The sequence below is a fragment of the Conexibacter sp. JCM 18997 genome, from assembly GCF_055391915.1.
On sequence record NZ_AP043885.1, the window covers coordinates 431,967 to 455,385 of the forward strand.

Consider the following 23,419-nt stretch of genomic DNA (forward strand, 5'->3'; position numbering starts at 1 on the left):
GACCCCCGCCGCTTAGGATGGACGCGTGGCCGCCGCCGAGCGCACCGACACGATCGACGAGCTGCGCCGCGCGCTGCGCGAGCTGCTGGCCGCCCAGCGCCGCCTGCGCGGCCGCGAGGCCCAGCGTCAGGGCGCGCTCAGCTTCAGCCAACACGCCGTGCTGCGCGTGCTGGCCGACGGCGAGGAGCACTCGGCCGGCGAGCTGGCCGTGGCCGCCGATCTGACGCCGGCGTCGATCACGAAGATGCTCGACGGGCTGTCGCGCGCGGGCCTGCTGGAACGCGTGCGCGACGAGTCCGACCGGCGTCGCGTGGGCGTGCGCATCACCGACGCGGGACGGCGCGAGTTCGCCGCCAAGGACACGCGCATCCGCGCGGCCTGGGAGGCCGAGCTGGGCGCCGCGGCCGACGAGGACGTCGCGGCGATGGCCGCCGCGCTGCGTCGCATGGCGACGGTCTTCGACGCCTTCTAGTGGGGTAGACCGGCTTCCATGATCCAGCTCTACCAGGCCGAGTGGTGCCCGTTCTCCCATCAGGTCCGCCAACTGCTGACCGAGCGGGGCGTGCCGTTCGTGGCGCTGCAGGTCGAGCCCGAGCCCCGGCAGCGCGACGCGATGGCCCACGCCGTCGGCGGTGAGCGGACGATCCCGGTGGCCGTGCTGGACGACGGCACGATCCTGGCCGGGGACACCGACGAGATCGTGGCCGAGCTGGACCGGCGCTTCCCGGCGACCGAGCACAGCGCCGAGCATCACGAGCGCCGCCTGGAGGCGCGCTCCTTCGAGTAGAACGCGACGCGGCCGCGGAGGCGATCGCCCCCGCGGCCGGGTCGGTGCACGCTGCGGTCGGTGCTAGGCCGACAGCGAGAAGGTGCCGACGAGCCGCTCGAGCTCCTCGGCGGTGCGGGCCAGCTCCTGGGCCGACGCGGCGATCTGCTGCGTCGAGGCGCTGGTCTCCTCCGTCGAGGCGCTGACCTGCTCGGTCGACGCGCTGGACTGCTCGGCCACCGCGGCCACCTCGTTGGTCGCCTCGGCGATCGAGGCGATGCGGGTGCCCACGTCGGACACGGCGGCGCTGATGCGCTCGAACGCCTCGCGCGCCTCCTGGACCGTGACCGAGCCCTCGCTCGAGCGCTCGGCGCTCAGGTTGACGAGCTCGACCGTGCGGGCGGTCTCGGCCTGGATCTGCTCGATCAGGTTCGAGATCGTGCCCGCGGCCGTCTGGGACTCCTCGGCCAGCTTGCGCACTTCCTCGGCGACCACGGCGAAGCCGCGGCCCTGCTCACCGGCGCGCGCAGCCTCGATGGCCGCGTTGAGCGCCAGCAGGTTGGTCTGCTCGGCGATGCCGCCGATCGTCGACACGATGCCGCCGATCTCGTCGGACTTGGCCGAGAGCGACCGGATCGCCTCGGTGACCTGCTCGGTGGACTCGTTGACCGCGGCCATGGCGTTGGTCGCCTCGACCGAGGTGCGGGCACCGTGGTCGGCCAGCTCGCGCGCCTCCTGGGCGGCGATGGCGGTCTCCTCGGCGCTGACGCGCGCACCGTCGACGGTGCGCACCTGGCGCTCGGCGCCCTGGGCGACCTCACCGACGGCGTGGGCGATCTCACCCACGGCGCGGCCGGCCTCCTCGGACGTGTTGGCCATCTGCTGGCTGGCCTCGGTCAGCGACGTGGCGGTCAGCGACATGCGACCGACGACCTCGCGGACGTTGCCGACCATCGTCTGGAACGCGGTGCCCAGCTGATCGCGGTCGGACTTCGGCTCCAGCTCGACGGTCAGGTCACCGTCGGCCACGCGGCGCGCCGCGCCGGCCAGGTCGCGCTGGTAGTCGACGACGCCCCGGAAGGCGTCGGCCATCTGGCCCAGCTCGTCACGCGAGTGCAGGGTGATCTCCTGCTCGACGTCGCCCTCGGCCAGGCCCTTGGCCGCGTCGACCATCTGGCGGGTCGGCTTGCGGATGCTGCGGGCCAGCAGGAAGCCGACGAGGCCGGCGATGATCAGCGCGACGATGCCGATGATCAGCATCAGGCGCTTGGCCGAAGCGGTCTCGTCCTGGCCGGTCTTGGCCTCGGCGTCGGCGCGCTTGTTGATCGACGTGGCGATCTGACCGGACAGCGCGCTGGTCTGCTGAGCGTACTTCGGGTTGGCGGTGGCGATCGCGTTGCCCGCCTCCAGGTCGCCGGCCTGGTAGGCCTTGAACATCTTCGTCTCGTTGGCCACGAACGTGCCGATCGGCGCGGAGACGGCCTCGAACAGCTTGGTCTCGGCGGGGTTGAGCTGCTCGCGGATCGCCTTCAGCTCGGCGTCGCTGGTCTGACCCAGGGTCCTGGCGAAGTCCTGGTGGGCCTTGAGGCCGGCACCGGACGTCAGCGTGTCGCCGGCCTGCGCGTACGCGGCCTCGGTGGTGGCCAGGTTCTGCATGGCCGCGATCTGGGTCTGGAAACCGCGGAAGCCGTCGCTGAGCTGGTTCAGCTGCGCGAGCTGCTTGGAGTTCGTGCTGGCGTGACCCAGTGAGATCCAGCCGACGACGACGACGGCGGCGAGGAGCACGCAGACGACGCCGAATCCGGCGGAGAGACGGGCCGCGATCGGCCAGTCAGAGATACGTCGCATTTTTGATCGGGGTCCTTCCCTAGAACAACGTGGACATCCTGTCCCTGGGATGATCGGCCGCAGTCTGGTGTTCTGGACCGATCGGATGATTCGCTGGACGTCCGTCCGGTCACGGGCGCTTGAGCGGCCTATATCTCACCCTCGACTCGACGGTTCGGGTTGCCCGCGCAGGCGCGCTGAGGCGCCCACGCTCGTATCCTGGTTGGACCAGAACTCGAGGTGGAGGACCCGAACCCATGGCCGTTGCCGTCCCGTTCGAGGAGAAGACGGACGAACAGAAGGCGATCACCGAGATGGTGCGTCAGTTCGTCGACGAGCAGATCCTGCCCAACGCAGAGCACTACGACCACGAGGATTCGTTCCCGGGGCCGATCGTGGAGCAGATGAAGGAGCTGGGCCTGTTCGGGGTGACGATCCCTGAGGAGTACGGCGGGATGGGGCTTGATCTCACGACGTACGCGATGATCGTGGAGGAGCTCTCGCGTGGGTGGATCTCGATCTCCGGCGTGATCAACACGCATTTCATCGGCTCGTATCTGTTGATGAAGTACGGGACCGACGAGCAGAAGCAGAAGTACCTGCCGGTGATGGCCACGGGCGAGATCCGCGCCGCCTTCTCGCTGTCGGAGCCGGAGCTGGGCTCTGACGTGCAGGCGATCAAGACCAGCGCGAAGAAGATCGACGACGCCACGTATGAGATCAACGGCCAGAAGATGTGGGTGACCAACGGCCTGCGCTCCGGCTTGGTGTTCACGCTGGTCAAGACCGATCCGGACGCGTCGCCGCGCCACAGGGGCTTTACGTGTTTCATCGCGGAGAAGGAGCCGGGTGAGCCGAACAACCCGGGTCTGACGGTGCCGCCGCAGTTGCGCAAGATGGGCTACAAGGGCGTCGAGTCGACCGAGCTGGTCTTCGACGGGTACAAGTGCCCGGCGGAGAACATCCTCGGTGGCGAGGACGGCGGCCTGAACCGTGGCTTCTCGCAGATGATGGATGCGTTGGAGGTCGGGCGGGTGAACGTCGCCGCGCGCGGTGTCGGTGTGGCGCAGCGGGCGTTGGAGTTGGCGTTGCGTTACTCCCAGGAGCGCAAGACGTTCGGCAAGCCGATCGCCGAGCATCAGGCGATCACGTTCAAGCTGGCCGACATGGGCACCCAGACCGAGGCGGCGCGCCTGCTGACGATCCGGGCGGCGCGGTTGAAGGACGCCGGCGTGCGCAGCGACATGGAAGCGGGCATGGCCAAGCTGTTCGCCTCCGAGGCCGCCCGCTTCTGCGCCGAGGAGTGCCTGCGCATCCACGGCGGTTACGGCTACTCCAAGGAGTACGAGATCGAGCGCCTGTACCGCGACGCCCCGCTGCTGCTCATCGGCGAAGGCACCTCCGAGATCCAGAAGATGGTCATCGGCAAGAAGCTGCTGGAGCGCAACAAGATCTGACGCGGCCGATCGGACAACTCGGCATCCGTGTCACCACCGCGCCGCGATGATCGCCGGGTCTTCGGACCAGGCCCGTTCGTGACGGGTCTGGTCCGTACCGAGGCGACGTGGGGACAGGGGTTTCCGTTCGACGTGCCCGCGGTGCGCGATCACTCGCAACTGCGCCTCGACGCGCCCGTCACGTTGCTCGCGGGCGACAACGGCACCGGCAAGTCGACGCTGATCGAGGCGATCGCCGCGGCAATGGGGTTCGCGGAGCACGGTGGCGAGCTGCAGCAGATGGGGCAGCGTCCGGCCGTGCCGCGGCCGGTGCTCGATCGCACGCTGGAGGCCGCGCTGACCCACCATCGGCCGTTCGGCGGCTATTTCCTGCGGGCAGAGAGCTTCTTCAACGTCGCCCAGCTTGTCGACGACGGTGATCCAGAGACGACGCCGGACGTCTCGATCTACGGTGGCGTCAAGCTGCACGAGCAGTCGCACGGCCAGTCGTTCCTGGCGCTGGCCGAGCACCGCTTCGCCGGTGACGGTCTCTACATCCTCGACGAGCCCGAGGCCGCGCTGTCGGTCACGGGCGCGCTCGCGCTCCTCGTCGTGATCACCCGGGCGGCTCGGTCCGGCGCCCAGTTCGTGATCGCCACGCACTCGCCGATCCTGCTCGCCTGTCCCGGCGCGCGCATCTACGAGCTCGACGACCGTGGGATCGCCGAGACGGCCTATGACGACCTCGACACCGTCCGCTTCACTCGTGGCTTTCTCGAGGCGCCCGCGCGGTACCTACGCGCCGCGCTCGGAGACGAGATCTGACACTGGTTCTGAACCGCGGGTCCGTGGTAGCGTCGCGCCGACAATCCGGACAGGGGTGTACCGGTGGGACTCGGCGGGGACGGCTCGAAGCACTGGTTGGACAGACTGGCGCGCAAGCTGGGCGATCGTCCCGCGTCCGCGGAGTGGCTGGACGACGTCGCCCGCGGTGACGGCGTCTCGCGGCGCACGCTGGTCCGCGACGGCGCTGCGCTGGTGGCCGGCGTCACCGTCGCCTCCGGCGCCCTGTCGACGCCGGCGCTGGCGGCGACGAAGGCCAAGACCCCGCGGCGACGTACCTGCGCCAAGGGGCACGTGCGCTGCAGCAAGGGCTGCTGCGCGCTGAACGAGGTGTGCGTCCCCGGACGCCACAAGTCGCGGAAGTGCACCTGCGCCAAGCCCAACAAGCGGTGCGGCGGCGCCTGCCGGAAGGTGGCCAGCGATCCGCGCAACTGCGGCGCCTGCGGCAAGGTCTGCGCGCCCGGCCAGGTCTGCTCGCACGGTGTGTGCACGACGACGTGCGCGACGGGCCAGGCCGCCTGTGCGGGCGCCTGCGTCACCCTGGCCACCGACGACCACAACTGCGGGGCGTGCGGCGTGGCCTGCGCCTCCGGCCAGGTGTGCGCCGGTGGTGTGTGCGGCACGGTGTGCCCGCCCGGCCAGGCGCTGTGCGGCGGCGTCTGCGCCGACCTGACCACCGACCCGGCCAACTGCGGCGTGTGCGGCAAGGTCTGCGCGCCCGGCCAGGTGTGCAGCGCCGGTGTGTGCACCTCCACGTGCGCGGGGACGCTGTGTCCCTCGGGCGCGTGCGTGAACCTGACCACCGACGCGGCCAACTGCGGCGCCTGCGGCGTGGCCTGCGCGGCCGGCCAGGTCTGCACGGCCGGTGCGTGCGCGAACTCGGCGCCGTCGGCCTGCATCGCCAACGGTCAGCCGTGCACCGTCAACAACCCGGGCGCCTGCTGCTCGCAGGTCTGCAACAACAACGGCGGCAACCCGATCTGCGCCACGCCCTGCACCGCCAACGGTCAGCCGTGCAGCCTGAACAACCCGGGCGCCTGCTGCTCGCAGGTCTGCGACAACAACGGCGGCAACCCGATCTGCGCGGCGCCGTGTACCGCGAACGGTCAGCCGTGCAGCCTGAACAACCCGGGCGCCTGCTGCTCGCAGGTCTGCAACAACAACGGCGGCAACCCGATCTGCGCGGCGCCCTGCCGCGCGGCCGGTCAGTCGTGCACGCTCAACAACCCCGCCCAGTGCTGCTCGCAGGTCTGCACCTTCAACGGCGGCAACCCGATCTGCGCCTAGCGCGATGGCCACCGCCGCCCTCATCGCCCGCCTGCTGCTCGCCGCCGTGTTCGCGGTCGCCGGCGCCGCGAAGCTGCGCGATCGCGCGGGCTCGCGGACCGCGGCCGCTGGGTTCGGCGTGCCATCCGGCCTGGTCGGGATCGTCGCCATCGCCCTGCCGGTCGTCGAGCTGGTCGCGGCCGGGCTGCTGCTGGTGCCCGCGACCGCCCGCGTCGGCGCGATCGTCGCGCTCGCGCTCCTGACCGCGTTCGTCGTCGCCATCGCCCGCGCGATGGCCCGCGGCGAGGCGCCCGAGTGCCACTGCTTCGGCGCCCTGCACTCCGAGCCCGCCGGCGCCCGCACGCTCGTGCGCAACGTCGCGCTCGGCGCGGTCGCGGTGGTGCCGCTCGTGGCCAGCGACCCCGGCGCGAGCCCGTGGGGCTGGATCGGCGGCCTGGACTCGACGCAGGCCTGGCTGCTGGCCGCGGTGATCGTGCTGGGCACCGCGCTCGTCGCGCAGGGCGGGCTACTGCTCGCGCTGCTGCGCCAGAACGGACGGATCCTGCGCCGGCTGGACGAGCTGGAGGCCTTCGACGAGGACCCCGACGAGATCGCCGCCTGGGACGACGCGGGCTACGGCCTGGAGGTGGGGACGCCCGCACCGGCGTTCACGCTGCCCGACCTCGACGGCATCCCACTCGGCCTCGACGCGCTGCTGGCGCCCGGCCGTCCGCTCGTGCTCGTGTTCGCGTCGGCCGACTGCGGCCCGTGCGGCGAGCTGCTGCCGCGCGTGGCGGCCTGGCGACGCGAGCACGCCGACCGGCTCACCTTCGCGGTCGTCTCGCAGGGCGGACGCGACGCCAACCGCGTCAAGGTCGGCGATCAGCAGGTCGGCCCGGTGCTGCTGCAGGAGCGCGCCGAGATCGCCCACGCCTACAACTGCACGGCCACCCCGACCGCGATGGCGATCGGCCCGGACGGACGCATCGCGCAGCCCGCCGCGCCCGGCGCCGACGCGATCGCCGCGCTGGTGGCCGCGCTGACCGGCGCGGCCCCGCCGGTGCTCCAGGTGCTGCCGCCGGCGCCCAAGCAGACCCCGGAGCTCGCGGTGGGCACGCCCGCGCCGGCGCTCAGCCTGGTCGACCTCGACGGCGAGCCGATCGAGCTGGCCGACCCGCGCTCGCGCGCCCGCCTGCTCGTGTTCTGGAACCCGACCTGCGGGTTCTGTCAGCAGATGGCCGACGACCTGCGCGCCTGGCCGCTGGACCCCGACGCGCCCGAGCTGATCCTCGTCTCCTCGGGCACCGCCGAGGAGAACCGCGCGCAGGGCCTCCCCGGGCGCATCGCGCTCGATCCGGGCTTCACCGTCGGCGCCGCGTTCGGCGCGGTCGGCACCCCGTCCGCCGTCCTGTTGGACAGCAGCGGCCGGGTGGCCGCGCCGCTGGGCGTCGGCGCGCCGGCCGTCCTCGCCCTCGCCCGCTAGGCCACCCCGTTGGCGGAGTTATCCGCGATGGTCACGGATTTCTCCGCCAACGTTGGCGCCTAGGCCAGTTCGCCGATGCTCGGGCGCAGGTCGGCGGCCCAGCGCCAGACGGTCAGCTCGGGCAGCTGCGCGGCCGCGGCGTCGCGCAGGTCGCGGTCCTCGGTGACCAGCGGGACGCCGTGCTCCAGCGCGGTCAGGGCGATGCGGGCATCGGCCTCGCCGACGCCCGGTGCGGACATCAGGCCGCGGAAGGCGATGTGCGGCCGGGGCGGCGGCACCACGAGCACGCGGACCTTCTGCAGCCAGCGCCGCCGCTCGTCGTCGGTCACCGCGGCGATCTCCTCCATCGTCCGCGCGGCGGCCAGCAGCTCCAGCCGCCCGGTGTTCGTCAGCCGATCGACGACGCGCAGGCAGTCGGGCTCGGCGACGATCGCGTCGAACACCATCGAGTCGATCAGGCAGCGCAGCGCGGGCACGCGACACAGCATCACCGAGTGGCCCACTAGACTCGCGTCTCGTGTCCTCGGCCTCCGATACCGCTGACCTGATCACCGGCGCGGTCAACCGCATCCTCGACGAGATCCCGGCGCTGAAGCCGCTCAAGCTCGTGGTCGGCCTGGACCTGCGCGGGCGGGGCGACACGCAGCAGTACCGGATCGAGTTCCCGGGGCCGACGGTCACCAAGGACATCGCCGCCGACGCGAAGGTGCGCGTCGAGGTGCCGCGCGCGTTCTTCAACGAGATGGCCAAGGACGGACGCGTGGCCGACTGGCGCGAGGCGTTCATGTACGGCCAGGCGAAGGCCACCGGCCCGACGCAGATCCTGCAGCTCATCGAGCGCGTCGCCGACAAGCAGGAAGAGCGCACGCGCACGCGTCGCGCGAAGCCGCACGCCTCGTGAGCCGGCTCCCACCTGAGTGGGAATCCCACGAGCGCACGCTCATCGGCTGGCCCTGTCGCGAGGAGCGCTGGGACGACGTCGACGACGCCACCGAGGAGGTCGCCGAGATCGCCAACGCGATCGCCGAGTTCGAGCCCGTCACGGTGATCGCCAACCTGGGCGACGCGACCGAGGCACGCTCGATGCTGTCGGGCGCCGTCGAGCTGTGGGAGTCCCCGATCGCCGACTCGTGGCTGCGCGACACCGGGCCGATCATCACCTCCGACCGCGCGCTCGGCTTCGGCTTCAACGGCTGGGGCGGGCGCTACGCCGTCGAAGACGACGGGACGCTGCCCGAGCGGATCGCCAACCTCACCCGCCTGCGCCTGGAGCGCTCGCCGCTGGTGCTCGAGGGCGGCGCGATCGCGATCACCGACGACAACGTCCTGATCGCCGCCGAGTCCTGCCTGCTGAACCCCAACCGCAACCCGGGCTGGACCCGCGAGCAGGTCGAGGAGGAGCTGCACAAGCGCCTCGGCGTCGCGCGCGTGGTGTGGCTGGCTCGCGGGCTGGACAGTGACGACGACACCGACGGCCACGTCGACCGCTTCCTCAAGCCGGTCCCCTCCGGCGACGTGCTCCTGCAGCACGCCGACGACGACCACGTCGACTACGACACGCTCACCGACGCCGCGCAGCGCCTGCAGCGGGCGGGCATCGACGTGCTGCTCTTCGACGTGACCGCCTACGCCGACGACGACGCGCCCTTCCCGTACCTGGCCGGCTACGCCTGCAACGACGCCGTGATCGTGCCCCAGACGGGCGACATGGTCCTCGACGAGCGCGCGATCGAGGTCTACCGGCTGGCCTACCCCGAGCGCGAGCCGATCGGGGTGCCCGCCGTCGCGCTCGCCCTCGGCGGGGGAGGGATCTCCACGCTGGCGCTGCCGGTGCCGGGAGATCCGCAGTGACCGAGCCGCTCCTGCGCCTCGAGCGCTGGTCGGGCCCGATCGCCCCCGACGACCCGGACGCGCGCTTCAAGGAGCAGGTCGCCGAGCTCAGCCAGCTGGACCCGACCGAGACCCTCGACGGCATGGCCGAGGCGCTGGGCATCCCGGCCGGCGTGATCGCCCGCTACGTGCTGGCCCGCTGGGCCAGCGAGGGCAGCGCGGGCCTGCTGGAGCTCGGGCCGAGCATGGTGCAGCGCCTGTGGGAGCCGATCGCCGAAGCCGAGGCGGCCGGCGACGACGCCGCGCGCCTGGCCGCCTACGCGCGGGTGCGCGGGATGCTGAGCTGGCTGCGCGCCCCGCTGGAGTCCGGTCAGCCGTAGACCGACCAGTCGAGGCGCGGCCGTCGGTCAGGGATCGACGAGGCCCCAGCGGATCGCGTAGCGGGTCAGCTCGACGCGGTCGCGCATGCCCAGCTTGGCCAGGATGTTCTCGCGGTGGCGCTCGACCGTGCGCGGGCTGATGCACAGCGCCTCGGCGATCTGGTTCGTCGTCTGCGCGTCGGCGATGAGCCCGACGACCTCGCGCTCGCGCGGCGTCAGCGCCTCGCTGAGCGGGAGCTCGACCGCGTCGGGGTCGGCCAGGTACTCGCGCATCATCGCCTCCAGCCCCTCGGGGTACAGGAAGGGCTCGTCGGCCAGCGCCTGGCGGCAGGCGGCGACCAGGTCCCGGTCGGCGCTGGACTTCAGGACGTAGCCCGACGCGCCGGCGCGCAGCGCGGCGTACAGGAAGCTCGGGTGCGAGTACATCGAGAGCAGCAGGATGCGCATCCGCGGGTGGTCGCGCGCGAGCTGGGCGGCGGCCTCCAGCCCCGACATCGTGGGCATCGACACGTCGAGGATGGCCAGGTCGATGTCGTCGTCCGCGGCGCGGGCGATGGCCTCGCCGCCGTCGCCCGCCTCGGCCACCACCTGCAGGCCCTCCTGGGCGTCGAGCACGAGCCGCAGGCCCTGGCGCACGACCGCGTGGTCGTCGGCCAGCAGGATCCGGGCCGCCGCGCTCACGCCGCCCGCGCCCGGGTCGCCGCGGTCGGCAGCCGCAGGCGCACGGTCGTGCCCGCCCCCGGCGCGGAGGAGACGTCCAGCTCGCCGCCGACGAGCAGCGCGCGTTCGCGCATGCCGGCCAGGCCGCTGGTCGAGGGCGTCGCCGGGACGCGGAAGCCGGTGCCGCGGTCGCCGATCTCCAGCACGATCGCGCCGTCGCCGTCGGCCGCCAGGCGAAGGGTGGCCGCGTCGCTGGCGGCGTGACGGACGACGTTGGTCAGCGACTCCTGGGCGACGCGGTAGGCGACCACCTCGACCGCGTCGGGGAGCGCCTCGATCGACCGGTCCAGGTCGCGCTCGATGGTGATGCCCGACCGGTGCGCCACATCGGTGGCCAACGCGGCCAACGCGCTGACCAGGCCGAGCTCCTCGAGCACCGGCGGCCGCAGCTGCTGGGCGATCTCGCGCACCTCGTTCATCGTCCGGCGCAGCTCTTCGCGCGCGTCGGAGAGCTCGGGCCGCATCGCCTCGGGTGAGCGCTGCTCGACGCTGGCCAGGCGCAGCAGGACGCCGGTCAGCAGCTGGCCCACCTCGTCGTGCAGCTCGCGCGACACCCGCAGCCGCTCGGCCTCCTGGGCGGCGATCGCCCGGCGTGCGCTGAGCTGGCGCTCGTCCTCCAGGCGCCGCACCATCTCGTTGAACGACTGCGTCACCGCCTGCACCTGCGGATCGCTCGTGGCGATGGCCAGGCGGGCGCCGGGGCGCAGCAGGTCGACCTCGCGCATCGCCCGCGTCAGCTCGTGCAGCGGGCGGAAGGACTGGCGCAGCAGCAGGTAGTCGATGACGACCATCAGCAGGCCGCCGACGATCAGCACCGCGGCCTGCTCGGCCGCCACCGGCGAGCTCACGGTGATCGGCGTGATCGCCAGCACCAGGGCGCCGGTGGTGACGACCACGGCGTTGCCGAGCAGGACGCGCCAGATCAGGGGCATGTCAGCGGTTATAGCCCAGGGCCGGTGTCGTGGCGGGCGGTCCGGCCGCCCGCCACGACACCCGGTGGCCCGGCTAGGACCCGGCGCCGGAGGCGTCGGGGTGGGACTGCAGGATCTCCTCGCCGGACTCTCCGGTCCGCACGCGGAACGCCTGCTCGACGGGCATGACGAACACCTTCCCGTCGCCCACCGCGCCGGTGCGGCCGTGCTTGAGGATCGTGTCGACGATCGTCTGCACGTCGCCGTCGGCGACGACGCACTCGAGCTTGATCTTCGGCCGCAGGTAGTTGGTCAGCTCGGCGCCGCGATAGCGCTCCGTGATCCCCTTCTGGCGGCCGGAGCCCTTGACCTCCGAGATCGTGATCGACGGGAAGCCGAGGTTCAGCAACTCCGTGCGAACCGGCTCGAATGCCTCGTGCCGGACATAGGCAACGATCATCTTCATGACGCGGAAACCCCTTCGGTGGTGGCCGGGCGGGGCGCGATCGCTCCGTAGCTCTCGAGCTCAGCGGCCGGGATGAACTGCTCCGGGTAGCCGTACATGCCGTGCTCGGAGATGTCCAGTCCGGCATCCTCGTCGGCCTCGGACACGCGCATCCCGATCGTCGCCTTGATCAACGTGAAGGAGATCATCGAGAGCACGAACACGGCGATGAACGTCAGGCAGACCGCGGCCGCCTGCACGCCCAGCTGCTTGAACGAGCCGGAGTAGAACAGCCCCGGATCGCCGACGCCGACGTACTCGGCCAGGCGCGTGGACGTGAACAGGCCACACGCGAGCGTGCCCCAGATGCCGCACAGACCGTGCGCGGCGAGCACGCCGACCGGATCGTCGAGCTTCTTCTCGATGGCGATCACGCCGACGACGACGATCACGCCGGCCACGAAGCCGATGATCGGGGCGGCCCAGAACTCGACGTAGCCGGACGGGGCGGTGATCGCGACCAGGCCGGCGATCGCGCCGTTGCCGGTCATGCCCACGTCGAGCTTCTTCCACAGGATGTAGATCATCAGCGAGGCGCCGATCACGCCGCCCGCCGCACCCAGGTTGGTGACCGCGACGACCTCGGCGAAGCGGTTGTCGGCGACGCCGAGGGTCGAGCCCGCGTTGAAGCCGAACCAGCCCAGCCACAGGATCAGGACGCCCAGGCCGAACAGCGGCATGCTGTGACCGGGGATCGGGCGGGGCTTGCCGTCCGTCCCGTACTTGCCGCGCCGCGGCCCGAGGACGATCAGCGCGGCCAGCGCCGCGGTCGCGCCGGTGAGGTGCACGACCGAGGAGCCGGCGAAGTCCTGCACGCCGTTGCCGATCTCGGCGAACAGGCCGCCGCCGAAGCCCCAGTGGGCGATCAGCGGGTAGATGATCGCCGAGAAGATGATCGCGAAGATGATGTAGGCGCCGAACTTGATGCGCTCGAGCGTCGAGCCCCAGACGATCGCCAGCGACACGGCGCAGAACATGAACTGGAAGGCGAAGAACGCGGTGTCGGCGCCGGCCGCGGGCGTGCCGCTGACCTCGGTGCCGTATTGGAAGAACCAGCCGCTGTCGCCGGCCAGCCAACCACCACCGCCGAACGCGATCGCGAAGCCGACGGCCCACCAGACCATCGAGGCGATGGAGAAGTTCACGAGGATCTTGGCGATCCCCATGCCGGCGTTCTTCGCGCGGGAGAAGCCGATCTCCAGGAAGGCGAAACCCGCCTGCATGAAGAAGACGAGGACGGTGCCGATGATGATCCACGTGACGTCCAGCGAGCCGGCGATGTCTTCCAGCGCGGGACCGTCCTGGGCCAGCGCGGTCGTGGGCAGCAGCAAGGACGCAAGCACGCCGAAAGCGGCGGCCCGCGCCAAGCGGGGATGAGGCATAGACCCTCCTGGGGTTCAGTACGCAACCAAGCGTCCTCATCCTTCGGGTCACCTTTCACCCGGTCATTGGCCGGATGTCGAAAGAACTGTGTGAGCGCTTATCCCGAGTGTCGATAAATGGCCGATCGGCGCACTTTTTCGTGACGATCCGCTATACAGGCTTCTCCACCTCGCCGAGGTGAGAGTGCAAGGGACTCCGGCGCCTCTGCCCGCGATATTTGGCTTTCTGATCGGGCAGAGGCGCCGTCCCGACCAAAGATGGGGAGCACTCCCCATAGGCGATCCGGGTGCCGTCCGATACGGTGAAGTATCTGTCGCGACTTACTGTGTAAGTGCGTCCGTCTCGTGCTGCCTGAATATGTGGCAGGCGTGGAATCGCTACGGTGATGACATGGTCGCCGACGTCCCACCGCCCGCCATCGTCCAGAGCCCGATTCCGTTCCCGGTCAAGCGCAAGCGCGAGATGCGCGCCTACGCGCAACGCCACTACGGTCGCAACACCTTCTCGCTGACCAACCCGAAGGTGATCGTCGAGCACTACACGGCCAACAGCTCCTACAGCGCGACCTGGAACACGTTCGCCGCCGACGTGGCCGACCCCGAGCTGCACGAGCTGCCGGGGACCTGCGCGCACTTCGTGATCGACACCGACGGGACGATCCACCAGCTGGTGCCGCTGGCGCTCATGTGCCGCCACACGGTCGGGCTCAACGACACGGCGATCGGCATCGAGCACGTCGGCCTCAGCGACGCGCAGGTGATGGGCGACAAGCAGCAGCTCAACGCGTCGCTGAAGCTGACGCGCTGGCTGCAGTCGACCTACGGCGTCACGACGAGCAACGTCATCGGGCACGCCGAGTCGCTCAGCAGCCCCTACCACCACGAGCGCGTCGAGCGCCTGAAGACGCAGACGCACGGCGACATGACGCGCCCGACGATGGTGCGCTATCGCAAGCTGCTCGGCGGCTGAGCCGGGCTACGCGCGCTTGGTCGCCTTGACGGCGGTGCCGTAGGCGCAGATCTCGGTCCAGGTCGTGCCCAGCTCCGAGGTGTCGAAGCGGAAGGCCACGATCGCGTCGGCGCCCTTGGCGGTCGCCTCCTCGATCAGGCGCTCGGTCGCGTGCTCGCGGCCCTCGGCCAGGAGCTTGGTCATGCCCTTGAGCTCGCCGCCGACGAGCGACTTGAAGGACGCGCCGATCTGGGAGCCGACGTTGCGCGAGCGGACGGTGAGGCCGAAGACCTCGCCCAGGACCTCGTCGATGTCCCAGCCAGGGAGGTCGTTCATCGTGACGATCAGCATGCCCGTCAACCTACCGACAACACGAGCTCGTACCGCTCGACGAGGATCTCCGGCCCCCAGCGGTCGCTCGGCGTCGCGTCGGTGCGCACGAAACCGGCGATCGCGCCGAGGTCGCCGGGCCGCAGCTCTGCTCTGACCTCGATCACAGACCGCCCCAGCCGACGTGGCGCAGCGCGTGGCGCACCTCGTGCTCGGCCCCGGCGGCGACCAGCGCGACGATCGCGGTGAAGACCAGGCCCAGGATCAGCGCGCGCGGCCAGCGGATCAGCAGCGCGAACACGAGCGCGACGCCGAGCAGGAACTCGACGGCCAGGACGAAGCGGGCGGCGCGACCGTCCCAGATCGTGGCCAGCTCGATCGCCTCGCCGATGAAGCTGCCGGCCAGCACCGCGGCGCCGAGCGCGCGCAGCACGTCGTTGCGTCCCGAGCGCCACAGCGCGCCGGCGCCCCCGAACACGGCGCCCGCGGCGACCGCGGCCATGCTCCAGCCGATGGCCACGGGCACGGCGTAGTCCAGCGCGCCGCGGCCGCGCTGCCACACGGTGAAGGCGTACCAGGCGCCGGTGCCGCCGACGAGCGCGACGGCGCCCGCCGCGGCGCCCAGCCACGGCTTGCGGGCGACGGCGCCGAGCACCCAGGCGACGGCCAGCCACGGGGCGCCCAGCGCGATCGCCCACGGACCGAGCTTGGCCGCGGGCTCGGCGATCGGCCCGGCGTGGGCCAGCAGCCCGGCGTTGCCCGCGTAGCGGCCGGCCACGCCCAGGCCGATCGCCGCGATCGCGGTCAGCAGAGCGACGGCGATGACCCGGCCGGTGGTCAGCCCCTCACCAGGCATGCCCGACGAACACCGGCTCGGGCACGAGGTTGACGCCGAAGCGCTCGCGGACGCCGGCCGCCACCTCGCGGGCCAGCGCGACGAGCTCGGCGGTCGTCGCGTCGCCGCGGTTGACGAGCGCGAGCGTGTGCTTGGTCGAGATGCCGACCGAGCCGCGCGTGTCGCCGCGCTCGAAGCCGGCGCGACCGATCAGCCACGCGGCCGAGGTCTTGATGCGCCCATCGGGTTCGGGCCAGGCCGGCGCGCCCTGCTCGCCCAGCGGGGCGAACGCGGCGGCGTCGAGGATCGGGTTGGTGAAGAACGACCCGGCGCTGATCGAGTCGGGGTCGGCGGGATCCACGACCATCCCCTTGCCGCGGCGCAGCTCGAGCACGGCGTCGCGCACGTCGGCCAGCGGCGCCCGCTGGCCGACCGCGATGCCCAGCTTGGCCGCCAGCTCGGCGTAGGCGATCGGGCCCGAGAGGGGGGAGGCGGTCAGGCCGAAACGCACCGCGAGCACGACGCGATCGGCGCGCCCCTTGAACGCGCTGGAGCGGTAGCGGAAGCCGCAGTCGGCGGCGGGCAGCTCCACGACCCGCCCGCTCGGGCGGTCGAGCACGCGCACGGCGACGATCGTCTGGGCCACGTCCTGGCCGTAGGCCCCGACGTTCTGGATCGGCGTGGCACCGGTGGCCCCGGGGATCCCCGACAGGCACTCGATCCCGGCCAGGTCGTCGCCGACCGCACGCGCCACGACCGGGTCCCACGGCTCGCCGGCCTGGACGGTCAGGGTGGCCTCGTCCTCGGCGATCCCGCGGGTGAGCACGCGCACGACCGTGCCGTCGAAGCCCGCGTCGGCGATCACGACGTTGGAGCCGCCGCCCAGGATCAGCAACGGCTCGCCCGCGGCGTCGAGCTCGCGCACGATGGCCACCAGCTCGTCCTCGCGGCGGGCGGTGATCAGGTCGCGCGCCGGGCCGCCGAGGCGCAGCGTGGTCAGCGGTGCCAGCGCGGTGGCGGTCACACCTGCTCCTTGGGGCACCAGTACGTCGTGCGGCCGCCGACCGTGGCGCGGCGTACCGCGGTGCCGCAGCGCGGGCAGTGGCCGTCGCGCGTGCGGTGCTCGATGAAGTCCCCGGTGTGGACGCCGCCGTGCTTGATCGCCGAGCGGATCGCCGCGCGCAGGTCGCGGCGCAGGCGGTCGAGGTCCTCCTCGCTGAGCTTCCCGGCGGGGCGCAGGGGGGAGAGGCGGGCGCGCCACAGCGCCTCGTCGGCCAGCAGGTTGCCCACGCCGGCCAGCACCGCCTGGTCCATGATCCGCGCCTTCAGCGGCGCGGCGCCGTGTCCGACCCGCTCGCGGAACGCGTCCCGCGAGATCTCCGCGGCGTCGGGGCCGAGCAGGTCGATGCGCGGGTCGAGCACCGCGCGACCCAGGCGGCGGCGGTCGCGCAGCACGAGCCGGCCGCCGTCCTCGAACTCCAGCGTGAAGCGGTTCCACACCGGGTTCCCGCTGTCCCCGGACTCCCAGTAGTCGCCTTCGATCCGGTCGTCGACGACGATCCGGCCCGCCATCCCCAGGTGCAGTCCGAGCGTCGGGCCCTCGCCGCCGTCGGTCTCGATCCACATCGCCTTGCCGCGCCGGTTGGCCGACGTCAGCTCGCGGCCGGTCAGCGCGCCGGCGATCTCGCCGGCCACGTGCGGCCGCGTGACGTAGGCGTCGGTGTCGTCGACGCGCGCGATGCGCCGCCCGAGCGCCCGTTCGGCGATCAGCGCACGGGCGCGCTCCACCTCGGGCAGCTCCGGCATGGGAATCAGGGTATGACGGTCACGTCGATGCTCGCCGCCGCCGCCCTCACCGCCGCGCTGGCGGCGCACACGCCCGTGGTCGTGCTCGACTCGCACGAGCGCTATCCGCTGACGTCGGTGGCCGCCGCCGCGGGCGTGGTACCCGGGGTGGGCGCCGATCGGCGCCCGGCGGTCTACGGGCGGGCCGTGCGCTCGCGGGCCGGCGGGGCGTGGCTGCAGTACTGGCTCTACTACGCGGGCCAGGACCAGGATCGCGGCATCGTGCGCACCGGCCGCCATGCCGGCGACTGGGAGATGGTCCAACTGCGCATCGACGACGGCGGCGCACCCGTCTCGGCGGTCTACGCCCAGCACAGCGGCGCGGAGCGCTGCGGCTGGTCGGGCGCGCGGCCGGTGGTCTACGTCGCGCACGGCTCGCACGCGTCCTATCCGCGGCGCGGTGTGCGTGACCGCACGTGGCCGGATCCCAACGACGAGGCCGACGGCCGGGGCCCGGTGCTGCGGCCGCGGCTGGTCGTCGTCGACGCCGATGCGCCCGGGTGGATGCGCTGGCCGGGGCGCTGGGGCGGTGCGCGGGCGGCCTGGTGGAACCCGTCCGAGCAGGACTCCCCGCGCGGTCCGGCCTTCCAGGAGCAGGGGCGCTGGTCGGATCCCGACGCGTGGGCGGCCGCCGCGCGTCCCTGCGCGCCCGGCTGCGACGAGGTCGGTCGCTGCGACGGGCGCGAGCGCGTGCTGGCCGCCGGCGCGATCGGGGTCGCGGCGGTGCTCAGCGCGGTCGCCTTGTGGCGGACCCGCCGTCGCTGGTATCGTTGAGCGTGCAACTATGAGCCCTTCCGCCTTCAGCCTCGGCCGCGAGTCCAGCGACTCGGACGGCAGCTTCCAACGCCAGGACAGCGCCTTTCGCGAGTGGGTCGACGCGACAACGCCCGGGCGGCATCACCTGTACGTGTCCTACGCCTGCCCGTGGGCGCACCGCACGCTGATCGTGCGCGCGCTGCGCGGCCTGGAGGACGTGGTCGGCGTCTCGGTCGTCGATCCCTACCGCGACGCGAGCGGCTGGGCCTTCACCGGCGGCGAGTACGTCGACTCGGTCAACGGCTTCGCGCTGCTCTCGGAGGCCTACGCGGCGACGGATCCGTCGTTCGACGGACGCTGGAGCGTGCCGGTCCTGTGGGATCGCCAGGAGGGTCGGATCGTCAACAACGAGTCGGCCGAGGTGATCCGGATGCTCAACGCCTGGGGCACCGCCGGGGACGACCTCGAGCCGCCCGAGCTGCGGGCCGAGATCGACGCGGTCAACGAGACGGTCTACGACAACGTCAACAACGGCGTCTACCGGGCCGGGTTTTCCGGCTCCCAGGCCGCCTACGACGAGGCCTTCCAGGGGTTGTTCGCCACGCTGGCCGAGCTCGACGCGCGCCTGGGCGAGCGGCACTACCTGGCCGGCGACCGGCTGACGCTCGCCGACATCCGCCTGTTCACCACGCTCGTGCGCTTCGACGACGTCTACCACACGCACTTCAAGTGCAACGGCCACCGGCTGATCGAGTACGCGAACCTGTGGCCCTACGCGCGCTCCGTCTACCAGCTGCCGGGTGTGGCCGAGACCGTCCGCATGGACGAGATCAAGCGCCACTACTACACCACCCACGACATGCTGAACCCCTCGCGCATCATCCCGCTGGGCCCGCTGGACATGGACTGGACCGCGCCCCACGGCCGCGGAGATTCGTAACCGCGGCGAGAAGCGGGCGCCCAGCGCCCCAAAATCGCCAATCTGGACCCGGTCGCCGCGCTGGCCGCCGTCTTGGCCTCTCACAAGAGCCGCGCCGCCTTCGAGACCGACCGCAGGCGCGTAGTCTGCCCGCCGTGCTCGCCTACGTCTTCTGGCACCGGCCGGCGCCGGGCACACACGACTACGAGGCTCGATTGACCGCGTTCCACGACGTGATCGGCGTCGAGTCGACGTGGCATCGGGTCGGTGGCCTGCCCTGGATGGGCGGGCTGGACGGCTACGAGGACTGGTACCTGGTCGAGGACTGGGCCGGCCTGGGCGCGCTGAACGAGCGCGCGGTCAGCGGGCCGCGCCAGGCGCCGCACGACGCGGCCGCCGCGCACGCGCGCTGGGGCATCGCCGGCGTCTACGCGCTCAAGCGCGGCACCGCGGAGCTGCACGGCATCACGCACGCCGCCTGGCGCACCAAGCCGGCCGGCGTGCCCTACGACGCCTACGAGGCGCGCCTGCCCGGGCGCTCGGTGTGGCAGCGCCAGATGACCCTCGGCCCGACGCCGGAGTACGTTCTCCTGGACGGCGCCGCCCTCGAGGGCGAGCCCGGCGTCGAATACGGATGAGCGCGCCCGCGACCACGATCTTCACGACGATGACCGCGCTGGCCGAGGAGACCGGCGCGATCAACCTGGGCCAGGGCTTTCCCGACGAGGACGGCCCGGCGGAGGTCGTCGACGCGGCGGTCGCCGCGCTGCGGTCGGGCACGCAGAACCAGTACGCGCCGCTGGCCGGCGTGCGGCCGCTGGTCGACGCGGTGCGCGCCCATCAGCACCGCCGCTACGGCCTGGAGGTCGAGGACGTGCAGGTCACGTTCGGGGCGACCGAGGCGCTGGCCTGCGCGATCCTCGGCCTGCTGAAGCCCGGCGACGACCTGATCGCGCTGGAGCCGGTGTACGACTCCTACGCGCCGATCACCGCCCTGGCCGGCGCCAGCTTCACGCGCGTGGCGCTGCACCCGCCGACCTGGCGGCTGGATCCCGACGAGCTGCGCGCCGCCGTGACGCCGCGCACCAGGGTGCTGCTGCTCAACAGCCCGCACAACCCGACCGGCCGCGTCCTGGACCGCGACGAGCTCGAGGCGGTCGCCGCGATCTGCATCGATCACGACCTGATCGCCGTCACCGACGAGGTCTACGAGCATCTGGCGCTCACCGGTGAGCACATCCCGCTGGCCACGCTGCCCGGCATGGCGCAGCGCACGCTGACGATCTCCAGCGTGGGCAAGACGTACTCGTTCACCGGCTGGAAGGTCGGCTGGGCCAGCGGTCCGGCCGACCTCGTCCGCGCGGTCCGCTCGGTCAAGCAGTTCGTCTCGTTCTCCGGCGGCACGCCGCTGCAGCACGCCACCGCGGCCGCCCTGGACGCCGGCGACCTGCTGCCCCAGGCGCTGGCCGACGCGCTGCGGGCCAAGCACGAACGGCTGGCCACCGGCCTGACCGCCGCGGGCTTCACCGTCCTGCCCAGCCAGGGCACCTACTTCGTGTGCGCCGACGCGACCGCGCTCGGCCACCCCGACGCCCAGGCCCTGTGCCTGCGCCTGCCCCACGAGGCAGGCGTCGTGGCCATCCCGGTCTCGGCCTTCGTCGCCGACCCGCTGGGTGAGACCCGGCCGCTGTTGCGCTTCGCCTTCTGCAAACGCGACGCCGTGCTCGACGACGCGATCGACCGCCTGACCCGCTGGGCGACTAGCGCTTCAGCCTGACCGTGGCGCGCGTCGTGCCGGTCGCGCCGCCCGCGGGCCGCGCCGCCGTGACGCGCACCGTGGTCCGCTGCCGACCGCGCACCGCCCGCCGGCCCGCGGCGTTGAGCCGCAGCGTGAGCGCGCCGTTCTGGCTGACGTCGCGGCTGGCGGTGGCGATCACGCGGCCGCGCAGGCGCACGGTCACGTCGACCAGGCACGGGCCCGGCGCGACGCCGCGATCGCACGACAGGTTCAGCCCGATCCGCGTGCGCTGCAGCCCGCCGGTCGGCGCCACCACGGGCGCGCACGGCGCGACGCGCTGATCGATCGTCGGCTCGCCGATCGTCGCCACGGTCAGATCGGTTCCGCCGCAGCGCGCGGAGAACCAGGCCACGCGCGTGCCGTCGGTGGAGACCGATCCGCCCGCGGCCCAGATGTGGGCGAGCTCGGTTCGGACCGCACCCTGGCGCACGACGATCGTCTGCGCACCGCCCTGACCCTGCGTCGCGTAGGCGATCGTGCCGCCGCCGGCCGCGAGACCGATCACGCCGCCCGGCTCGTCGCCGATCACCGTCGACGTGCCGCCGGGGGGCGTCACGGCCAGCATGGTCGTGCCAACGCCGGAGGCGGCCGTGACCAGCGCGCCGCTGCTGTCCAGCGCCCAGCCGCCGCCGGCCGAGACGGTGCCGATCGGCGCCGTCGACACGCCCGGCTGGGCCACCAGGACGCTGCTGCCGTTCTGCCAGGCCGCGTAGGCGCCGGCCGCCGCGACGACGCTGCCCAGCCCGACGTTCGTGGCGTCGATCGAGACCGTCGAGCCCGGCTGCGCGGGGTCGAACGCCGTGGTGGTCAGGCAGTTGCGCAGGATCGTGAAGCCGTCGCCGATGCCCACGCCGGCGTCGCCCGCCAGGTACCCGCAGCTGCGCAGCGACTGCGGCGTGCCGCCGGGCGCCAGCCGGTAGGCCGACGAGTTCGTCTGGCCGTCGCCGCCGTCGTACTTGCTGGCCGCGCTGTCGCGCGTGGAGACGGTGTAGGCCAGCTCGTCGCCGTGCGCGGACAGGTCGCCGAAGTAGCTGTTGACGCCGTAGAAGCCGTCGGCGTAAGTCGAGCCCTTGAGCACGACGCGGTCCAGCGTGGGACCGGTCGCCGCGCGCGTGCGCAGGACGCTGCCGCGGGCGTCGGCCGCGGCCCAGGCGACGCCGCCGGCGGTCAGCGCGGGCCCGGCCTGCGCCTGCCCGGCGTCGAACGTCTGGGCCCCGGCGGCGGGCTCGGCGACCAGCAGTCCGAGGGCGGCAGCGACGATCAGCAGGCGCATCGGGCGACCCTAACCGGCGGCCCGGCGTGGCGCGCGGCCGCTCATCAGGCCGGTCGTGTGGCAGGATCGCCGGCAATGTCGAGTACGCGCACGATCCGTCCACGCCGCAGCTGCCACTCCGTTCCGGGGTCCAGCGAGCGGTTCATCGCCAAGGCCGCAGAGCTCCCCGCCGACCAGATCTTCCTGGACCTGGAGGACTCCGTCGCGCCCGACCAGAAGGAGTCGGCCAGAGCGCAGGTGATCGCCGCGCTGCGCGACATCGACTTCGGCGACAAGGCGGTCGTGTTCCGCGTCAACGGCACCGACACGCCGTACTACTACCGCGACCTGATCGACGTGGTCGAGGCCGCCGGCGACAAGCTCGACGCGGTGATGCTGCCCAAGGTGCGCACGCCCGGCGACATCGAGATGACCGACAAGCTGCTGACCCAGATCGAGCTGGCCAAGGGCTTCGAGGTCGGGGCGATCGGCATCGAGGCGCAGATCGAGGACGCCACCGGCCTGGTGGCCTGCGAGGCGATCGCCGCCGCCTCACCGCGGATGGAGACGCTGATCTTCGGCCCCGGTGACTACAGCGCGGCGATCGGCATCCCGATCACCACGATCGGCGGGACGCCCGACCACTATCCCGGCGACCACCTCAACTACCTCTACAGCCGCCTCGTGGTGGCCGCCCGCGCGGCCGGGATCCTGGCCATCGACGGCCCGTACGGCGCGTTCAAGGACGAGGAGGGCCTGCGCGCCCGGGCGCGCCTGGCCCGCGCGCTCGGCCTGGACGGCAAGTGGACCATCCACCCGTCGCAGATCGAGGTCGTCAACGAGACCTTCACCCCGACGCGCGAGCAGTGGGAGCGGGCCGAGGCGATGCTCGAGGTCTACGAGCAGGCGACGACCGGCGAGGGCCGGGGCGCGGCCATGTTCGAAGGCGAGATGATCGACGAGGCCAACCGCAAGATGGCCCTGCGGATCGCCGTCGCCGGTCGCGCCGCGGGCTACAGCTGAGCGCCGGGCGGGCCGTCGAGCAGGAAGATCTCGAACAGGCGGGCGGGCCGGAAGACGACCTGGCTGTGGTAGGTCAGCACGGTCCGGCCGGTGGCCTGCTCGACGACCCCGGTCAGCTCGTCGGCCACGACCTCCTGGAAGCGCAGGCGGTACTGGCGCACGAGGCGCTCCTCGCCCTCGGCGACGAGGCGCTCCTCGTTGGGCGTCAGGCCGCCTTCGAGCACGCAGAACACGTAGTCGTCGTTGAAGTACGTCTTGGCCTTCGTCGGCCCGCGGCCGTAGAGCCTGGCCATCGCCTGCACGATCCCGGTCGAGACCGAGGCGCGCATCGCGCCCAGCGGATCTGAGGAGGTCCGTTCCGAT

At 72.3% G+C, this 23,419-nt stretch carries 28 protein-coding genes; 15 read left to right on the forward strand and 13 right to left on the reverse strand.

Features of this window, described 5'->3' with window-relative positions; translation table 11 throughout:
* The first annotated feature begins 25 nt into the window (after nt 1-25).
* Nucleotides 26-472: a MarR family winged helix-turn-helix transcriptional regulator gene (locus ACZ5UI_RS02250; RefSeq protein ID WP_464193788.1), complete on the forward strand. Its 447-nt coding sequence runs from the start codon at nt 26-28 to the stop codon at nt 470-472.
* A gap of 18 nt (nt 473-490) precedes the next feature.
* Complete coding sequence (locus ACZ5UI_RS02255) at nt 491-787, forward strand: glutaredoxin family protein (protein WP_464193790.1); 297 nt, start codon at nt 491-493, stop codon at nt 785-787.
* A gap of 63 nt (nt 788-850) precedes the next feature.
* Here ACZ5UI_RS02255 and ACZ5UI_RS02260 read toward each other — a convergent pair whose 3' ends face one another.
* On the reverse strand, nt 851-2,551 hold the full coding sequence (locus tag ACZ5UI_RS02260; RefSeq protein WP_464193792.1) for a methyl-accepting chemotaxis protein: 1,701 nt from the start codon (nt 2,549-2,551) through the stop codon (nt 851-853).
* 299 nt (nt 2,552-2,850) lie between these two features.
* Here ACZ5UI_RS02260 and ACZ5UI_RS02265 point away from each other — a divergent pair, with 299 nt between their 5' ends.
* From ACZ5UI_RS02265 to ACZ5UI_RS02280, 4 genes are all read left to right on the forward strand, one after another.
* Nucleotides 2,851-4,050 (forward strand): acyl-CoA dehydrogenase family protein, encoded by a 1,200-nt coding sequence (locus ACZ5UI_RS02265; protein WP_464193794.1) that lies wholly within the window; start codon nt 2,851-2,853, stop codon nt 4,048-4,050.
* Nucleotides 4,051-4,128: 78 nt separating this feature from the next.
* Complete coding sequence (locus ACZ5UI_RS02270) at nt 4,129-4,854, forward strand: AAA family ATPase (RefSeq protein WP_464193796.1); 726 nt, start codon at nt 4,129-4,131, stop codon at nt 4,852-4,854.
* Between the two features lie 96 nt (nt 4,855-4,950).
* On the forward strand, nt 4,951-6,159 hold the full coding sequence (locus ACZ5UI_RS02275) for a hypothetical protein (protein WP_464193798.1): 1,209 nt from the start codon (nt 4,951-4,953) through the stop codon (nt 6,157-6,159).
* 4 nt (nt 6,160-6,163) lie between these two features.
* Nucleotides 6,164-7,621, forward strand: a complete 1,458-nt coding sequence (locus ACZ5UI_RS02280) for a MauE/DoxX family redox-associated membrane protein (protein WP_464193800.1) — start codon at nt 6,164-6,166, stop codon at nt 7,619-7,621.
* A 59-nt stretch (nt 7,622-7,680) separates the two neighbouring features.
* Here ACZ5UI_RS02280 and ACZ5UI_RS02285 read toward each other — a convergent pair whose 3' ends face one another.
* Nucleotides 7,681-8,097: a PIN domain-containing protein gene (locus tag ACZ5UI_RS02285; protein ID WP_464193802.1), complete on the reverse strand. Its 417-nt coding sequence runs from the start codon at nt 8,095-8,097 to the stop codon at nt 7,681-7,683.
* Between the two features lie 41 nt (nt 8,098-8,138).
* Between ACZ5UI_RS02285 and ACZ5UI_RS02290 the strand changes: the two genes are divergently transcribed.
* From ACZ5UI_RS02290 to ACZ5UI_RS02300, 3 genes are read left to right on the forward strand one after another with little or no spacing between them, the layout of a single operon-like run.
* Nucleotides 8,139-8,522: a hypothetical protein gene (locus ACZ5UI_RS02290; RefSeq protein ID WP_464193804.1), complete on the forward strand. Its 384-nt coding sequence runs from the start codon at nt 8,139-8,141 to the stop codon at nt 8,520-8,522.
* Complete coding sequence (locus tag ACZ5UI_RS02295) at nt 8,519-9,472, forward strand: agmatine deiminase family protein (RefSeq protein ID WP_464193806.1); 954 nt, start codon at nt 8,519-8,521, stop codon at nt 9,470-9,472. The genes ACZ5UI_RS02290 and ACZ5UI_RS02295 overlap by 4 nt, the downstream gene beginning before the upstream one ends.
* Entirely contained in the window at nt 9,469-9,831 is a 363-nt protein-coding gene (locus ACZ5UI_RS02300; protein ID WP_464193808.1) for a DUF6027 family protein, read from the forward strand. The genes ACZ5UI_RS02295 and ACZ5UI_RS02300 overlap by 4 nt, the downstream gene beginning before the upstream one ends.
* Nucleotides 9,832-9,858: 27 nt before the next feature.
* Here ACZ5UI_RS02300 and ACZ5UI_RS02305 read toward each other — a convergent pair whose 3' ends face one another.
* The 4 genes from ACZ5UI_RS02305 to ACZ5UI_RS02320 all read right to left on the reverse strand — a co-directional run bounded on the left by ACZ5UI_RS02305 (nt 9,859) and on the right by ACZ5UI_RS02320 (nt 13,310).
* Entirely contained in the window at nt 9,859-10,512 is a 654-nt protein-coding gene (locus tag ACZ5UI_RS02305; protein WP_464193810.1) for a response regulator, read from the reverse strand.
* Nucleotides 10,509-11,483, reverse strand: a complete 975-nt coding sequence (locus ACZ5UI_RS02310) for a sensor histidine kinase (RefSeq protein WP_464193812.1) — start codon at nt 11,481-11,483, stop codon at nt 10,509-10,511. Before ACZ5UI_RS02310 ends, ACZ5UI_RS02305 begins: the two co-directional genes overlap by 4 nt.
* Nucleotides 11,484-11,556: 73 nt before the next feature.
* Entirely contained in the window at nt 11,557-11,928 is a 372-nt protein-coding gene (locus tag ACZ5UI_RS02315; protein ID WP_464193814.1) for a P-II family nitrogen regulator, read from the reverse strand.
* Complete coding sequence (locus tag ACZ5UI_RS02320; protein ID WP_464193816.1) at nt 11,925-13,310, reverse strand: ammonium transporter; 1,386 nt, start codon at nt 13,308-13,310, stop codon at nt 11,925-11,927. The genes ACZ5UI_RS02315 and ACZ5UI_RS02320 overlap by 4 nt, the downstream gene beginning before the upstream one ends.
* Before the next feature lie 430 nt (nt 13,311-13,740).
* Between ACZ5UI_RS02320 and ACZ5UI_RS02325 the strand changes: the two genes are divergently transcribed.
* Nucleotides 13,741-14,319 (forward strand): N-acetylmuramoyl-L-alanine amidase, encoded by a 579-nt coding sequence (locus ACZ5UI_RS02325; protein WP_464193818.1) that lies wholly within the window; start codon nt 13,741-13,743, stop codon nt 14,317-14,319.
* Between the two features lie 6 nt (nt 14,320-14,325).
* On the opposite strand, the gene ACZ5UI_RS02330 is transcribed toward ACZ5UI_RS02325, so the two are convergent.
* Genes ACZ5UI_RS02330 through ACZ5UI_RS02350 form a run of 5 tightly spaced genes read right to left on the reverse strand, consistent with a single transcriptional unit; the run spans nt 14,326 to nt 17,269 of the window.
* Nucleotides 14,326-14,649: a YbjQ family protein gene (locus ACZ5UI_RS02330; protein WP_464193820.1), complete on the reverse strand. Its 324-nt coding sequence runs from the start codon at nt 14,647-14,649 to the stop codon at nt 14,326-14,328.
* A gap of 5 nt (nt 14,650-14,654) precedes the next feature.
* Nucleotides 14,655-14,795, reverse strand: a complete 141-nt coding sequence (locus ACZ5UI_RS02335) for a hypothetical protein (RefSeq protein ID WP_464193822.1) — start codon at nt 14,793-14,795, stop codon at nt 14,655-14,657.
* On the reverse strand, nt 14,792-15,484 hold the full coding sequence (locus ACZ5UI_RS02340; RefSeq protein ID WP_464193824.1) for a DUF6518 family protein: 693 nt from the start codon (nt 15,482-15,484) through the stop codon (nt 14,792-14,794). The genes ACZ5UI_RS02335 and ACZ5UI_RS02340 overlap by 4 nt, the downstream gene beginning before the upstream one ends.
* Nucleotides 15,474-16,487 (reverse strand): UDP-N-acetylmuramate dehydrogenase, encoded by a 1,014-nt coding sequence (locus ACZ5UI_RS02345; RefSeq protein WP_464193826.1) that lies wholly within the window; start codon nt 16,485-16,487, stop codon nt 15,474-15,476. Before ACZ5UI_RS02345 ends, ACZ5UI_RS02340 begins: the two co-directional genes overlap by 11 nt.
* Nucleotides 16,484-17,269, reverse strand: a complete 786-nt coding sequence (locus ACZ5UI_RS02350; RefSeq protein ID WP_464193828.1) for an Fpg/Nei family DNA glycosylase — start codon at nt 17,267-17,269, stop codon at nt 16,484-16,486. Before ACZ5UI_RS02350 ends, ACZ5UI_RS02345 begins: the two co-directional genes overlap by 4 nt.
* 27 nt (nt 17,270-17,296) lie before the next feature.
* On the opposite strand from ACZ5UI_RS02350, the gene ACZ5UI_RS02355 reads away from it, so the two are divergent.
* The 4 genes from ACZ5UI_RS02355 (at nt 17,297) to ACZ5UI_RS02370 (ending at nt 20,760) form a co-directional block, all read left to right on the forward strand.
* On the forward strand, nt 17,297-18,082 hold the full coding sequence (locus ACZ5UI_RS02355; RefSeq protein ID WP_464193830.1) for a Vps62-related protein: 786 nt from the start codon (nt 17,297-17,299) through the stop codon (nt 18,080-18,082).
* Nucleotides 18,083-18,092: 10 nt separating this feature from the next.
* Nucleotides 18,093-19,004, forward strand: coding sequence for a glutathione S-transferase family protein (locus ACZ5UI_RS02360; RefSeq protein WP_464193832.1), 912 nt, complete (start codon nt 18,093-18,095; stop codon nt 19,002-19,004).
* A 134-nt stretch (nt 19,005-19,138) separates the two neighbouring features.
* On the forward strand, nt 19,139-19,621 hold the full coding sequence (locus ACZ5UI_RS02365; RefSeq protein ID WP_464193834.1) for a hypothetical protein: 483 nt from the start codon (nt 19,139-19,141) through the stop codon (nt 19,619-19,621).
* Nucleotides 19,618-20,760, forward strand: a complete 1,143-nt coding sequence (locus tag ACZ5UI_RS02370) for an aminotransferase class I/II-fold pyridoxal phosphate-dependent enzyme (protein ID WP_464193836.1) — start codon at nt 19,618-19,620, stop codon at nt 20,758-20,760. Before ACZ5UI_RS02365 ends, ACZ5UI_RS02370 begins: the two co-directional genes overlap by 4 nt.
* Here ACZ5UI_RS02370 and ACZ5UI_RS02375 read toward each other — a convergent pair.
* Nucleotides 20,744-22,054, reverse strand: a complete 1,311-nt coding sequence (locus tag ACZ5UI_RS02375; protein WP_464193838.1) for a hypothetical protein — start codon at nt 22,052-22,054, stop codon at nt 20,744-20,746. The two genes, ACZ5UI_RS02370 and ACZ5UI_RS02375, sit on opposite strands and share 17 nt — an antisense overlap.
* A gap of 75 nt (nt 22,055-22,129) precedes the next feature.
* Here ACZ5UI_RS02375 and ACZ5UI_RS02380 point away from each other — a divergent pair, with 75 nt between their 5' ends.
* Nucleotides 22,130-23,056 carry an HpcH/HpaI aldolase/citrate lyase family protein gene (locus ACZ5UI_RS02380; protein WP_464193840.1) on the forward strand — a complete coding sequence of 309 codons (927 nt, stop codon included), beginning with the start codon at nt 22,130-22,132 and terminating at the stop codon, nt 23,054-23,056.
* On the opposite strand, the gene ACZ5UI_RS02385 is transcribed toward ACZ5UI_RS02380, so the two are convergent.
* Nucleotides 23,047-23,385, reverse strand: a complete 339-nt coding sequence (locus ACZ5UI_RS02385) for a Na-translocating system protein MpsC family protein (RefSeq protein ID WP_464193842.1) — start codon at nt 23,383-23,385, stop codon at nt 23,047-23,049. The genes ACZ5UI_RS02380 and ACZ5UI_RS02385 overlap by 10 nt on opposite strands.
* Nucleotides 23,386-23,419 lie beyond the last annotated feature (34 nt).